The 12,977-nt window shown below is 69.6% G+C and carries 12 protein-coding genes; 4 read left to right on the top strand and 8 right to left on the bottom strand.

Going from position 1 to position 12,977, the window contains the following annotated elements; genetic code table 11:
• Positions 1-36: 36 nt before the first annotated feature.
• The 6 genes from LDL49_RS50930 to LDL49_RS50905 all read right to left on the bottom strand — a co-directional run bounded on the left by LDL49_RS50930 (position 37) and on the right by LDL49_RS50905 (position 6,081).
• Positions 37-285, bottom strand: coding sequence for a hypothetical protein (locus LDL49_RS50930; RefSeq protein WP_225302187.1), 249 nt, complete (start codon positions 283-285; stop codon positions 37-39).
• Positions 286-490: 205 nt separating this feature from the next.
• On the bottom strand, positions 491-1,204 hold the full coding sequence (locus LDL49_RS50925; protein ID WP_225302186.1) for an alpha/beta fold hydrolase: 714 nt from the start codon (positions 1,202-1,204) through the stop codon (positions 491-493).
• Positions 1,204-2,691, bottom strand: coding sequence for a glycoside hydrolase family 43 protein (locus LDL49_RS50920; RefSeq protein WP_372470708.1), 1,488 nt, complete (start codon positions 2,689-2,691; stop codon positions 1,204-1,206). Before LDL49_RS50920 ends, LDL49_RS50925 begins: the two co-directional genes overlap by 1 nt.
• A gap of 34 nt (positions 2,692-2,725) precedes the next feature.
• Positions 2,726-4,285: an extracellular solute-binding protein gene (locus LDL49_RS50915; RefSeq protein ID WP_225302184.1), complete on the bottom strand. Its 1,560-nt coding sequence runs from the start codon at positions 4,283-4,285 to the stop codon at positions 2,726-2,728.
• A gap of 24 nt (positions 4,286-4,309) precedes the next feature.
• Positions 4,310-5,176, bottom strand: coding sequence for a carbohydrate ABC transporter permease (locus LDL49_RS50910; protein ID WP_225302183.1), 867 nt, complete (start codon positions 5,174-5,176; stop codon positions 4,310-4,312).
• Positions 5,173-6,081 (bottom strand): ABC transporter permease, encoded by a 909-nt coding sequence (locus LDL49_RS50905; protein WP_225302182.1) that lies wholly within the window; start codon positions 6,079-6,081, stop codon positions 5,173-5,175. The genes LDL49_RS50910 and LDL49_RS50905 overlap by 4 nt, the downstream gene beginning before the upstream one ends.
• Before the next feature lie 298 nt (positions 6,082-6,379).
• On the opposite strand from LDL49_RS50905, the gene LDL49_RS50900 reads away from it, so the two are divergent.
• Together LDL49_RS50900 and LDL49_RS50895 are read left to right on the top strand one after the other, a co-directional pair.
• Positions 6,380-7,366 (top strand): hydroxyacid dehydrogenase, encoded by a 987-nt coding sequence (locus tag LDL49_RS50900; protein ID WP_225302181.1) that lies wholly within the window; start codon positions 6,380-6,382, stop codon positions 7,364-7,366.
• Complete coding sequence (locus LDL49_RS50895) at positions 7,366-8,409, top strand: LacI family DNA-binding transcriptional regulator (protein WP_225302180.1); 1,044 nt, start codon at positions 7,366-7,368, stop codon at positions 8,407-8,409. The genes LDL49_RS50900 and LDL49_RS50895 overlap by 1 nt, the downstream gene beginning before the upstream one ends.
• A 49-nt stretch (positions 8,410-8,458) precedes the next feature.
• Here the strand turns inward: LDL49_RS50895 and LDL49_RS50890 are convergent, their stop codons facing one another.
• Positions 8,459-9,028 (bottom strand): ArsR/SmtB family transcription factor, encoded by a 570-nt coding sequence (locus tag LDL49_RS50890; protein WP_225302179.1) that lies wholly within the window; start codon positions 9,026-9,028, stop codon positions 8,459-8,461.
• A gap of 117 nt (positions 9,029-9,145) precedes the next feature.
• Here LDL49_RS50890 and LDL49_RS50885 point away from each other — a divergent pair, with 117 nt between their 5' ends.
• Positions 9,146-11,458 carry a M20/M25/M40 family metallo-hydrolase gene (locus tag LDL49_RS50885; RefSeq protein ID WP_225302178.1) on the top strand — a complete coding sequence of 771 codons (2,313 nt, stop codon included), beginning with the start codon at positions 9,146-9,148 and terminating at the stop codon, positions 11,456-11,458.
• On the opposite strand, the gene LDL49_RS50880 is transcribed toward LDL49_RS50885, so the two are convergent.
• Positions 11,446-11,853 carry a VOC family protein gene (locus LDL49_RS50880; RefSeq protein ID WP_225302177.1) on the bottom strand — a complete coding sequence of 136 codons (408 nt, stop codon included), beginning with the start codon at positions 11,851-11,853 and terminating at the stop codon, positions 11,446-11,448. The two genes, LDL49_RS50885 and LDL49_RS50880, sit on opposite strands and share 13 nt — an antisense overlap.
• A 93-nt stretch (positions 11,854-11,946) precedes the next feature.
• Between LDL49_RS50880 and LDL49_RS50875 the strand changes: the two genes are divergently transcribed.
• Entirely contained in the window at positions 11,947-12,936 is a 990-nt protein-coding gene (locus LDL49_RS50875) for a helix-turn-helix transcriptional regulator (protein ID WP_225302176.1), read from the top strand.
• Positions 12,937-12,977 lie beyond the last annotated feature (41 nt).

Genomic DNA, 12,977 nt, shown 5'->3' with positions numbered 1-12,977 from the left:
CCATTGTCGCGGGATGACCACCGACGTCGCCACGAGTTATTCGCGGGCGACTGCTTGATCGCGGGCCGCCGGTGTACGCGCCCCAGGGGCGAGCAGGTCCGCGATGCCCCGGGCGGGACAGACCAGGGCGTAGGGCCATGGCGGCTCGACATAGCTGATCAGAGTGCCGAACACCGTCGGCATCAGCAGCAGGCCCTTGCCGGCCAGCCGGTGCCGGGCGCACTCGGTACGCGAGCCCGTACGCACCTCGATGGTCCCGGCCTGCCCCTCGGAGCGCCGGCTCACCCGCAGGTCGAGATCGGACAGCGCCGCCGCCCTGTCCCTGACCGTCTACGCGGCAACCGGGTCTCCGCTGATGTCGGCGCCGGCGTATGCGGCAGGCTTCCTGCCCTATGCCCTGAGCGGCACGCTGCTGCTGGCCTTCGCCGACCGCTGGCCGCCGCGCACCGCCCTTCTGCCCGATCTGCCCGCCGACCGGATATCGACCCTGTCAGCGGCCCCACTCGGACAGCACGACCTCGACGAACCTCTCCGGCTGTTCCAGGTGCAGGAAATGCCCCGCCTCCGGCCAAACCACGGTCGCGGAGCCGGAGTCTACGGGCAGGCTCGCCTCCCACCGCGCGGCCTCCGGCACGTTGTGAACGGCGAGCACCGGGCAGGTCCGCCTGGCCAGGTAGCGCTCCGACTCCCGGCGCACTCCGAAGGCGCCGGGCGCCGTGTACATCCCGGCGTAGCACTCGGCCAGCACGTGGCCGGGTGTGGCGGCCAGTTGCTCGGCGATCGGCCCGGGCAGCGGCCCGAGCTGCCGCGACGCCGCGTCCGCGCCCTCGGCGCGCAGCGCCGCCAACCGGCTCGGGATGAGCCGCTCTTCCGCCTCGTCCGCGCCGTACGCGGGAGCGATGACCACGAGCGCGCTGACCAACTCCGGATGCTCGACCGCCAGGGCGGTGACCACCTGGGCGCCCATGGAGTGCCCGATGGCCACCACCGGCCCATCCAGCAGCGGCACCACGTCGCGGGCCAGGTCGGCGGGCCGGTATCCGCGGGCGGGAACCGGGGATCTGCCGTGGCCGCGCAGGTCGGGGGCGATCACCCGGCGCTCGCCGAAGTCCAGGGCGCGCCACGTCCGGTGGTCTCCGCCCCAGCCGTGCACCAGGAGCAGCGGCGGCCCCTCGCGGCCCCGGGTCTCAACGTACGGCTTCATCACGGCAACGCGGCTTCATACCGGATCTGCTCGAACCGTGCCGTGCAGCCCTCACCCGCCAGGTCCTGCACCCAGAACCCGGCGAACGCGCCGGTGAAGCCGAAAGCCCGCATCTGGCCGTCGATGCGCTCGTCGGCATGCTCGTCCGACAGGATCGTCGCGTCCAGCTCGGGGCCGTGGTTGAAGCGCACGACCGGCCCGTCGAACTCCACGCGCAGCCTGACCTCGCCGGCCGCGGGGCCGAGCAGGTGCTCGGTGCGGGCGCCCCGGTCGCTGCTGGTCAGCACGAGCCCGTCGGTGGTCACCGCGAGATAGAACCAGTTACGCGAGTTGTAGTACGCGGTGATGCCGGCGGACTGGTGGACGGTGTCCGGCTCGAACCGCATCACCGCCTCCAGGGAGCACTTCTGGGCGGTGACCCGGTGGGCGACCAGGCTCGGGGTACGCAATCCGTACGGCGACTGACCGCCGTGCACGGTGAGGCCGTCGTGGTCGGCGGTCAGCCAGTCCGGCGAGGAGGGTCGCCGCAGCGTGCTCCAGTCCTGCTCCAGCCCGTGCCAGCCGTCGGCCGCCGGCCACGAGTGGGCGGGCAGCGCGGGCGCGGGCACCTCCACGGCGGGCACGCCGCCCGCCACGCGCGGCCAGCCGTCCACCCACTCCACGCGCTGCAGCGCGCTCTCGCGGCCGAGCACGCAAGTGCGGTCGTGGTACGGCCGGCCCACGAGGTGGGCGACGTACCACTCCCCGGTCTGCGTCTCGACGAGGCAGCCGTGACCCGCCTTCTGCAGCTCCAGGCTCGGGTCGTGGCGGGAGGTGAGCATCGGCCCGGCCGGGTCCTCCTCGTACGGCCCCGCCATCGAACGGGAACGCAGCACCGTGACCCCGTGCTCGTACCCCGTGCCGCCCTCGGCCACCATCAGGTAGTACCAGCCGTCGATCTTGTACAGGTGCGGCCCCTCGGTGATGTTGCGGTTGGGCAGGATCAGCTCGGGTTTGCCGCCTTCGAGGGGCTGCAGCTCGATCCCGGCGAACCCGCGTCCGGGGCGGGAGTCGAAGACCATGTTGAGCAGCCAGCTCCGGCCGTCCTCGTGGTAGAGGGAGGCGTCGAAGCCGCGGCCGGGCAGCCGGACCGGGTCGGACCACGGCCCCTCGATCGAGGAGGCGGTGACCAGGTAGTTGGCGATGTCCTTGTAGCCGAGGGCGTAGTTGTCCATCACGCCGTAGACCAGGTGGAACAGCCCGTCGTGGTAGGTCAGGTCGGGCGCCCAGACGCCGCCGGAGTCCGGCACGCCGGACAGGTCGAGCTGCCCGCGCTCCGTCAGGATGCCGCCGAGCGGGCGCCAGTGCACCAGGTCGCGGGAGTGGTGGACGCGTACGCCGGGATACCACTCGAAGGTCGAGGTGGCCAGGTAGTAGTCCTCCCCCACCCGCACGATCGACGGGTCGGGGTGGAAGCCGGGCAGGACGGGATTGCGGATCAAGCTCATTCCTCCGAGAAAAGCATGAGTGCTACCTCGCTGTTCACTGACCCTTGAGATACGCGTCGGCCTGCTTGGCCATCTCCGCCTGGAGCTTGGCCAGGCCCGCCCGGTCCAGCGCCTTCTTCAGCTTGTCCAGGCCCTGGTCGACGTCCACCGCGCCGATGAACAGCGGGTTGGCGAACTGCGTCATGGCGGCGGTGACCTGGGCGTTCTCCCGCTTCACCGGCTCAGGGTCGGGGACGAAGCTGGCGTACGGGTCGACGGTGAAGTTGTCGATGTCCTGCGCCCAGTCGAACCACTTGGCCTCGGACTCGGTCATGTCCTTGATCCGGCGCTCCAGCTTGGCCCGCCAGGCGAGGGCGAAGCCGGGGAAGGTGTAGGTGGAGACCTTCTCGTACTTGTCGTCGCCGACGGGCTTCCAGTCCTTGCCGGGGATGCCGTAGTTGAGCAGGTCGTGGTTCTCCTTGATCGACGCCCAGTCCTGCAGCCGCATGGCCTTCTCGTTGCTCTGGCCCTTGGCGTTGAGCACGACGAAGTTGTCACTCTGGAAGGTCTGGTAGGGCTTGGCGTTCTCGCCGCCCTTGAGCGGCATCACGTTCGCGATCATCGCGCCGGGGACGTTCTTGGTCAGCTCGGGCAGGGCGGCGGAGGACAGGCCGTCGGTCATGGCCCAGGCGGTGGCGACGCGACCGGCCTTGAACTGGGAGTCCAGCGCCTTCGAGTCGAGGGTGAGCGCGTTCTTGTTGAACAACCCGTCCTGGTAGTACTTCCGGACCAGGCGCAGCGCGTCCAGCATGCCCGGAGCCTCCCAGAACGGGATCGGGTGGGACGAGCCGGTCTGCTTGCCGTCGGCGGCCAGCACGAAGTTGAGCGACTCGCCGGTGAAGGAGGCGAGGCTCATGTTGGGGTTCTCCCACATGTAGGGGTTGAGCCAGCCGACCGGGTTCCACGCCACCAGCAGCTTGGGCAGCCGGGAGTTCAGGCCGATCGGGGTGATGTCCTTGTTCTTCTGCTTGACGTCGTACCAGAACTTCTCCAGCCCCGCGAAATCCGTGATGTCGCTCATGCCGTACTTGTCGGCCAAGTCCTGGCGGATGCTGAAGTGGTGGAAACGAGCGACCGAGTTGATCTGGGGCAGGCCGTAGAGTTTGCCGCTCCACCGGTTCAACTCGATGATCTTCGGGTCGATCGTGGCGGTCAGGTTGGGGTACTTGCCGCTGGACAGCAGGCTGCTCAGCTCGACGATCGAGCCGCTCGCCGCCAGCTGGGTCATGTTGAGCCAGCGCGCCTGCAGCGCGGTGTCGAACTTCTCCCCCGCGGTGAACTTCAGCAGCGCCTGCTGGCCGTAGCTGGTCCACGGGATGAACTGCGGCTTGACGGTGAAGCCCAGGTCGGCCTGGAGCTTCTTGTTGACCTCCGCCAGCACGGCGTCCCAGCCGGCCGGCACGTCGCCGGGCAGCAGCAGGCTCAACGCGAGAGAGCCGCCGCCCGCGGCCGGCTTGGAGGAGGAGTCGTCGGAGCAGGCGGCGAGGAGCGCGGCGAGTGACAGGCCGCCGCCGGCGGCCAGCAGGCCGCGCCGCGACATCATGGGGTTGGACATGGTAACTCCAGAAGGTGGGGGGAATCAGCCCTTGGTGGCGCCAAGGGTGATGCCCTTGACGAAGTAGCGCTGGGCGAAGGGGTACGCGAGCAGGATCGGCCCGATGGCGACAGTGGTCAGGGCCAGCCGGAGCTGGTAGACGGGAGTGGCCGTCTCGGCCAGCTGCGGCAGCATCTGCGTGAACGAGATGTTGGAGATGAGGTTCTGCAGCACCAGCGGGAGCGGGAACTTGTGCACGTCGTCGATGAACAGCAGCGCCATGAACCAGTCGTTCCAGTAGTGCACGGCGTAGAACAGGCCCACGACGGCCAGGATCGGCTTGGACAGCGGCAACGCGATCGTGAAGAACATGCGCAGCTCGCCCGCGCCGTCGATCTTGGCCGATTCGAAGATCGACTCCGGCAGCTGACGGAAGGCGCTGACCTGGACGAAGACCAGGAACGGCATGACCAGCAACGGCAGGATGACCGAGAAGTAGCTGTTCTGCAGGTGCAGATACTGCGTGACCAGCAGGTAGAGGGGGACGAGGCCGCCGGAGAACAGCATCGGCAGGTAGGAGAAGACGGTCAGCGGCCGGCTGACGCCGGGCACCCGGCGGGCGATCACCCAGCTCAGGCTCGAGGTCACCGCCAGGGACAGCGCCGTGCCCACAACGGTGATGAAGACACTGGCGAGGTAGGCGTCCAGCACCGCGGGACCCGTGAAGATCATTTTGTAGGCGGTGAGATCGAAATCGACCGGGAAAAGGCTGTATCCGGTCGTGGCCAGCGCGGACTCGCTGGTGAACGATCCCGAGATGATCATCCAGAAGGGGACGGCGCAGCACAGCACGGCCAGGCCGACGCCGATGATGCTGAAGACGGTGAACGGTTCCAGCTTTCTGCCGCTCATAGGATGCTGGTCTCCTTGGAGTACTTGCGCTGGATCAGCACCGCGATCACCACGAGGATGAAGCCGACGACCGACTGGAACAGGCCGACCGCGGCGGTGGTGCCGAAGTCGCCGAGCTGACGCAGGGCGCGGAAGACGAAGGTGTCGATGACGTCGGTGTTCTCGAACAGCGTGCCGTTGTCGCCGATGATCGCGTAGATGGTGCCGAAGTCGCCGTAGAAGATCCGGCCGACCCCCAGGACCAGCAGCACCGCGGCGGTGGGCTTGAGCAGCGGCAAGGTGATGCGCCAGGCCATCTGGGCCCGGGAGGCTCCGTCGATCATCCCGGCCTCGTAGACCTCCTCGGGGATGCCGGTGATCGCGGCCAGGAAGATGACGCTGAGGTAGCCGCCGAGCTGCCAGACCTTCACCACGGTGAGGATCCACGGCCACGGCCCCGGCTCGTTGTACCAGTCCACTGTGGGCAGTCCGAAGCCGGTCATGGCGTCGTTGACCGCCCCACCCCCGCCGGAGGCCCCGGCGAGCAGGACCTGCAGGATGATGCTGATCACGACCGGCGAAACGAAGTAGGGGAAGAAGACTACGGACTGGGAGGCCCGCTTGAAGAAGGTGCCGCGGATCTCGTTCAGCATGATCGCCAGAAGGATCCCGGCGGCGAGCGTCGCGCCCAGGAACAGCACGTTGAGGAAGAGCGTGTTGAACAGGATCCGCGCCGCGTCCCCCGACTCCAGGAAGTAGACGAAGTTCGCCAACCCGTTCCACGGGCTGCCGAAGATCCCCAGGTTGACGTCGAACTCCTTGAACGCCACCACCAGCCCGGCCATCGGCAGGTAGTTGAAGACCAGGAAGAAGACGACCGCCGGCAGCGCGAGCAGCCCGACCGACCAACTCGTCCGGGCCGTCACCTTGCCACGTGTACGGCGTTTGCGGGCGAGCGGCCCGGAAGGCGGACTCGTCCGAGACTCATGCCTCGTCTGTAGCGTGCTCATCACCTAGGTCCCGTCTGAGGGGCAGCAGCTGACTCTCGAAGTGCGATAGAAACCGGTCGCTGCGAACGCTACGACTGAGTGACGTCTGCCTACAAGGTCGCGTTACGAATACGTTACAAATGGGTCCCTACCCTGCCGCAACGTCGTCCGTTGACCGGAAGGACCCCTGCCTCTAGCGTAGAAACCGATGTCTACCGAATGGAGGGCTTCCCCCGTGTCCCCACGCCCGAAGGCGCTGTTCGCCATGCGCGAGGAACACCTCGCACTGCTCTTCCCCGCGCCCTTGCTGCGGCGGCTGGACACGCTGGCCGACATCGACGTGACACTGGTCGCCGAGCGCTTCGACGATCCGCGGCTGAACCTGGCCGATACCGAGATCCTCATCACCGGCTGGGGCTGCCCGCCGCTCGACGAGGCGGTGCTGGCCGCCGCCCCCCGCCTGCGGGCCGTGCTGCACGCCGCCGGCTCGGTGAAAGGCCTGGTCGCCCCCGTCTGCTGGGAACGCGGCCTGCTGGTCTCCTCGGCCGCCGCGGCCAACGCCGTCCCGGTCGCGGAGTACACTGTCGGCACGATCTTGTTGGCGGGCAAGGGGGTCTTCGCTCTGGGCGAGCGCTACCGGCGCGAACGCGGCTTCACCCTGGCCAAGATCGAGCCGCTGGTCGGCAACAACGGCCGCCGGGTCGGCATCGTGGGCGCCTCGCAAATCGGGCGCCGGGTGATCGAGCTGCTGGCGCCGTACGATCTGGATCTGTGCCTGTACGACCCGTACACCCGGGTCCCAGGAGTGCGGCGAGCCTCGCTCGAAGAGGTGCTGCGCCGCAGCGACATCGTCAGCCTGCACGCGCCCGCCACCCCCGAGACCCGGCACATGCTGGATCGCACCCGGCTGGCCCTGATGCCGGACGGCGCGGTGCTGATCAACACCGCCCGTGGATCGCTGGTCGACACCGACGCGCTGGTCGCCGAGCTGAAGTCCGGGCGGCTGTCGGCGATCCTCGACGTCACCGAGCCCGAGCCGCTGCCGCCCGGCTCGCCCCTGTTCGACCTGCCCAACGCCTTTCTCACTCCCCACATCGCCGGCTCGCACGGCAACGAGGTGGCCCGGATGGGGACCTTGGTCCTGGACGAGCTCGAACGCCTGACCGCGGGACAGCCTCTGACGCACCGGGTCACCGCTGACGACCTGGACCGGGTGGCTTGATGAACGCCGATCGGGCCACCGTCCGCGACGTGGCCGCCCGGGCCGGGGTCTCCCCCTCCACGGTGTCCCGGGTGATCAAGGGGGACTACCCGGTCGCCCAGTCCACCAGGACACGGGTGCTGCGGGCCATGCGAGAGCTGGACTACGTGCTCAACGTGCACGCCCGCGCCCTGTCCGGGGCCAGCACCAAGATGGTGGCGTTCGTGCTGGACGACGTCACCGGCCCGTCCTTCGCCTACGTCGCCAAGGGCGTGGAGCAGCAGGCCACCGCCGAGGGCCGCCTGTGCATGGTGTGCGCCACGAACGGCGACCCCGCCCGGGAGCTGGCCGTGGTCGAGGCCATGCGCGAGCAGCGCGCCGACGCGGTCATCCTGGTCGGCGGCGGCGCGCTGGACGACGCCTACCGCGAACGCATGTCCCACTTCGCCCACGCCCTGGACAAGGCCGGCTCCCGGCTCGTGCTGTGCGGACGGCCGCCGCTGGGCGACGACGTGCCCACCACCGTGGTCGAGTACGACAACGAGGGCGGCGCCTACGCCATGACCAGCCACCTGCTCTCGCAGGGACACCGGAATATCGCCCTGATCGGCGCCGACCATCCCGGCCAGGCGAGCACGACCAAGCTCGACCGGGTGCGCGGATTCGTCCGGGCCCACGAGTCGTTCGGGGTGCCCTACGACCCGGACCTGATCGTCCCGGCCGGCTTCGGCCGCGCCGACGGGCACACCGCCGCCCGCCGGCTGATCACCCTCGGCGCCCGGTTCACCGCCGTCTTCGCCGCCACCGACATGGTCGCCATCGGCGTGCTAGCCGCACTGCGCGAGGCCGGACTACGCGTGCCCGAAGACGTGTCGCTGGCCGGCTACGACGACATCCCGTTCGCCGCCGACCTCTCCCCCGGCCTCACCACTGTCCGCATCCCCACCGAGGAGCTGGGCAGGACCGCGGTCAGGCTCGCGCTCGACCGCCGGCAACCCCAGCACGTCGTCCTGGGCACCCACATCGTGGTCCGAGGTTCGGTCGGGCCCGCCACCCCGCGCTGACCGTACGGTCTTCGGCGTTTGGGGGCGCCCATGCTTCCGAGACCGGCTGTCAGGACGGCGGGTCCTCGGAGGCGGGCATCGTGAAGAATCTCAGGAACACCGGCCGCGCTCCCGGCGACGCGTCCTCCTGCGCGCGGCCGAATCTGGACAGCAGTTCCATGTACGCCTCGAAGAACTCGTCGAGTTCCTCCCGGGTCAGGTGAGTGAGCCCGCGGGACGCCCTCGCCCACTCGCCATAGCGCCGATGGTCCCTGAAGAAGCGCCGGGCGAGTTCCAGCTCCTGGTCGACCTTGAACTCGGTGATCTCGTCGAGGAGCTTCTGCGACTCCTCGTCCATCTCACCCGGCGGGGGCCACCTCAGGTCGGCGCTGATCTGCCGCCACCAGCGCTCCTTTCCGTTCGACCGCTCCGGGATCTCCTCGATGAACCCGTTGCGCTCAAGCTGGCGCAGGTGATAGCTGAGCGTCCCGGTGTTCTCACCGAGCGCCCGGCCGAGCGTGGTGGACGTGGCCGGGCCGTGGATGCCGAGATGCCGCAGGATCCGCTGTCGCAGCGGATGGCCGAGCGCCTTGTGCGCACCTGGATCACTGAGCTGCCGGATCGACGGTCTGTTCGCCACGTTGTGAGCCTACAACCCCTCGTCCCCACATTGCAGAATTTTCGCTGCAGCATTTCTTCTGCAATACTCCGTCGCGGTGACCCCCGTTGCCATGACCGACGCGACAAGGAGTGACCGATGACATCAGTGGCCGCGGACGAGCAGGCGGACGAGCACGTATCGAGACGGCGCTCACTCGCTGCCGGACTTCTGGCCCTGGGCGTGCTCCTGCTGATCGCCGTCGGCGCGATCTGGGACACCACCCCCACCGCCGTGAGCCCGGCCACCGCCCCCGACCGGGAGTTCAGCGCGCAGCGGGCCTTCACCCAGGTCGAGCGCTTCGCCGTCAAACCCCACCCCGTCGGCACGGCCGAGCACACCCGGGTCCGCGACTACCTGGTCGGCGAGTTGCGGCGGCTGGGCCTGCGGCCCGAGGTGCAGGAGGCGGTGGGCGTCTCACCCATCGACGAGCGGGGCGACCCGATCACCGCCGGGCGCGTCTTCAACATCGTCACCGTGATACCCGGGACCGCTCCCACAGGCCGGGTCTTCGTCACCGCTCACTACGACTCGGTCCCCGAGGGACCGGGCGCGAACGACGACGGGGCCGGTACCGCGAGCGCGATCGAGACGGCCAGGGCACTGATCGCGGACGGCACCCGGCTGCGCAACGACGTCGTGTTCCTCATCACCGACGCCGAGGAGGCCGGCCTCCTGGGTTCGGAGGCGTTCGTCAAAGCCCACCCGCTCGCACGGGGGCGGAGCGTGGTGCTCAACAACGAGGCGCGCGGGGCCAAGGGGCCGGTGCTGATGTTCCGGAGCACGGAGTCGAACTCCGGCCTGATCTCCATGTTCGGATCGGCGGCGCCCATGCCCGTGGCCGACTCCGTGTACTCCGAGCTCATGAAACTGCTCAACAACGACACCGACTTCACCGCCTTCAAACCCGGCGGGATGGCCGTGCTGGACTCCGCCTACGCCAACGCGGGGACCCTGTACCACAGCGTGCTCGACGACCCCGCGCACGTCGATCTCGCGGCGCTGCAGCAGATGGGCGACAACACGCTGGCGCTCGTGCGCGCGTTCGGCGGCACCGACCTGGCGCGGCTGACCACCGGGAACGACCTGGTCTACTTCAACGTCCCGCCCGGCCTGCTGGTTCGCTATCCGACCTGGGCGGCCTCCGTGCTGGGCGGCGTCGCCCTGCTGGCGGCGCTGGCACTGATCTTCCTGGCCCGCCGCCGGGGCGTGGTCACGTTGCGGCGCACGCTCCTCGGCACCGCGCTCGCCCTGATCCCGATCGCGCTCGGGGTGGGCGTCGGTGTCTTCTTCTGGGACCTGCTCAAGGCGATCCGCCCCGAACTCAGCGGAACCGCCACCACGACGCCGTATCGCCCGGAGCTGTTGTGGCTCGCCGTGCTGATGCTCGCGGGCACGATCCTCATCGCGTGGTACGCGCTGCTGCGCCGTCGCGTCGGCCCCGCCGAGCTGGCGCTGGGCATGCTGACCTGGGCGGCCCTGATCGGTCTCGGACTCGGCATCGTGTCGCCCGGCGCCTCGCACCTCGCCGCGTGGCCCGCCTTGGGGGCGGCGCTGGGCGGGCTGGCCGCACTCCGCTGCCCGCCGCGGTGGCGCGTCCTCGTTCTCGCCGCCGCTCTCGTACCGGGCGCCCTGATCCTGCTGCCCAGCGCGTGGAACACCCTGGCGACCGGCCTGCAGTACGCGGGCTACGCCCCCATGCCGCTGATGATCCTGTTCGGCGGCCTCCTGCTGCCGCTGATCGAGGTGGTCTGGCCGCGCAGGCGGTCCCCGCTGATCCCGCTGACCGCGCTGGTCGTCTCCATCGCCCTGGTGGCGGCGGGGCTGCTGGTCGAGCCGATCGACAAGGAGCACCCGCGGCGAACCAGCCTGGCGTACGGCCTCGACACGGACACCGGCAAGGCCGTCTGGCTGACCTCGAAAGCGCCCGACCAGTGGGCCCGCCGCTATGGCGGGACCGTCGCGACCGGCCGGCCGCTCGCGGAGCTGTGGGGCGGGTCCAAGCTCCTCAGCCCGGCGAAGGCCGCCGCGCTGCCGGCGCCCTCGCTGCGGGTGCTCGCGGACACGACCCAGCAGGGCGTGCGAACCCTGCGCGTCCGGATCCACTCCGAGCGCGGAGCGGACACGATCGGCCTGCGGGTGGACGGGGGCACCGCGACGCTGCGTTCGCTGACCGTCGAGGGCCGCTCCATAACGACCGATCCGGCGGGCTTCGTCTTCCACGCCCCGGGACCGGCGGGAGTCGAGGCGTCCCTGACCGTACAGGCGCCCGGGGACAAGATCCGGCTGCGGGTCACCGATGTGAGCCGGAATCCCAGCGAGATGTCCACGCTTCCCGGCTTCATCGCCCCACCGGACTGGCTGTTCCTCGGCGACACCAGGATCTCTGTCACCAAGGCCTACGCCATGTGATGACCCAACCTGGCGACGGCGGCGGCGGTGACCGGGGTGAAGAAGTTGACGAGGTTGCCGTCGGGGTCGCGGAACAGCAGCGACCGGTTGCCCCAGGGCATCGTGGTGGGCTCGGTGACGACGTCGGTGACGAAGCCGGTCAGGTTCTGATGCACCCGGTCCACGTCGTCGACCAGGAACTCGATGATCACGCTGTGGTTGTCGGCCAGCCGGGCGGACCCGGGTGCGAACAGCGGAACCGTGCGGGTGCCGGCGATCGCCAGCGTGGCGCGGGAGGTCTTGAGCTCGGCGAAGTCCTCCGTGGACCAGACCGCCGGCACCCCGGTGACCTTCTCGTAGAACTCGACGAGGCGAGCGACATCACCGGTGATGATGCGGAGCGAAACGAAGTTCATGGCGTTCCTCCAGAATTGTTAAGCCTTGGCGCTTCGTACGTTAGGGGCAATACTGGACAGAATCGGTCCAGTATCAGCCGTAGGCTCGGACCCATGTCCCGTCCTACCGGCCGCGTGCTCACCCTTCTGGAACTGCTGCAGTCGGGCGGCACCCGGACGATGGCCGAACTGGCCGACCGGCTCGGCGTCGACGGCCGCACCGTGCGGCGGTACGTCGACCAGCTCGTCGACCTCGGCGTACCCGTCGAGGCGGTGCGAGGCCGCTACGGCGGCTACCGTCTCGGCCGCGGCTACCGGCTGCCGCCGCTCATGCTCGACGACGACGAGGCGCTGGCCGTGCTGCTCGGCCTGGTCGCCGGCCGGCGTACGGGGTTGGCGACGGCGACCGGCACCGCGAGCGAGACGGCGGCGGCCAAGATCCGGCGGGTGCTTCCCGAACGCCTCACCCGCGGGCTCGACACGGTCCTGGAATCCCTCGCCTTCACCAAGCCGGCCGGCGAGCCGGCCACCCCGGACGCCGGAACCCTGCTCACCATCGCCGACGCGGTACGCCACCGCCGTCCCGTCTCGATCAGGTACACCGATCGGGACGGCCGGCGCAGCGACCGCACGCTGCACCCGTACGGGATCGTCAACCACTCGGGCCGCTGGTACGTCACCGGCGCGGACCCCTCGATCGACGAGAACCGGACCTTCCGCCTCGACCGCATCACGGACGCCAGAACCCTGCCCGGCTCCTTCGAAGTACCCGCCGGACCGGACCCGGCGCAGCGTGTCTTGTCCGGGTTCGCCACCGCCTCCTACCGGTACGAGGTGACCTTGCGGATATACGGGACGGTCGAGCAGATCCGTGTTCACCTGCCCGCGAGCCTCGCGCGCGTGGCGGAGACCTCCCCCACCACGGGCCAGGATCCGGCGGCCGAGCGTTGGCTGCGCATCGAGCTACGGGCCGAACGGCTCGACTGGTTGCCCGCGCTGCTCGCCGCGCTCGACCGGCCGTTCGTCATCGAGCGTCCCGACGAACTACGCGACCTCGTCGTCGCGCTCGCCGACCGGCTCGCCTCCCACGCCCGCCGAGCCTGACAGCCCGCACGCGTGGATCGCCCCGACACCGCAGGTGCCGA

It is taken from the genome of Nonomuraea aurantiaca (assembly GCF_020215705.1).
GTDB classification, from domain to species: domain Bacteria; phylum Actinomycetota; class Actinomycetes; order Streptosporangiales; family Streptosporangiaceae; genus Nonomuraea; species Nonomuraea aurantiaca.
This window is presented reverse-complemented; position numbering and strand designations above follow the sequence as displayed.

Excerpts from the sequence above, each read along its gene's own strand:
- LDL49_RS50885 (WP_225302178.1), top strand. The coding sequence starts at position 9,146 with ATGACATCAGTGGCCGCGGACGAGCAGGCGGACGAGCACGTATCGAGA.
- LDL49_RS50875 (WP_225302176.1), top strand. The coding sequence starts at position 11,947 with ATGTCCCGTCCTACCGGCCGCGTGCTCACCCTTCTGGAACTGCTGCAG.
- LDL49_RS50920 (WP_372470708.1), bottom strand. The coding sequence starts at position 2,691 with ATGAGCTTGATCCGCAATCCCGTCCTGCCCGGCTTCCACCCCGACCCG.
- LDL49_RS50925 (WP_225302186.1), bottom strand. The coding sequence starts at position 1,204 with ATGAAGCCGTACGTTGAGACCCGGGGCCGCGAGGGGCCGCCGCTGCTC.
- LDL49_RS50910 (WP_225302183.1), bottom strand. The coding sequence starts at position 5,176 with ATGAGCGGCAGAAAGCTGGAACCGTTCACCGTCTTCAGCATCATCGGC.
- LDL49_RS50895 (WP_225302180.1), top strand. The coding sequence starts at position 7,366 with ATGAACGCCGATCGGGCCACCGTCCGCGACGTGGCCGCCCGGGCCGGG.
- LDL49_RS50915 (WP_225302184.1), bottom strand. The coding sequence starts at position 4,285 with ATGTCCAACCCCATGATGTCGCGGCGCGGCCTGCTGGCCGCCGGCGGC.
- LDL49_RS50880 (WP_225302177.1), bottom strand. The coding sequence starts at position 11,853 with ATGAACTTCGTTTCGCTCCGCATCATCACCGGTGATGTCGCTCGCCTC.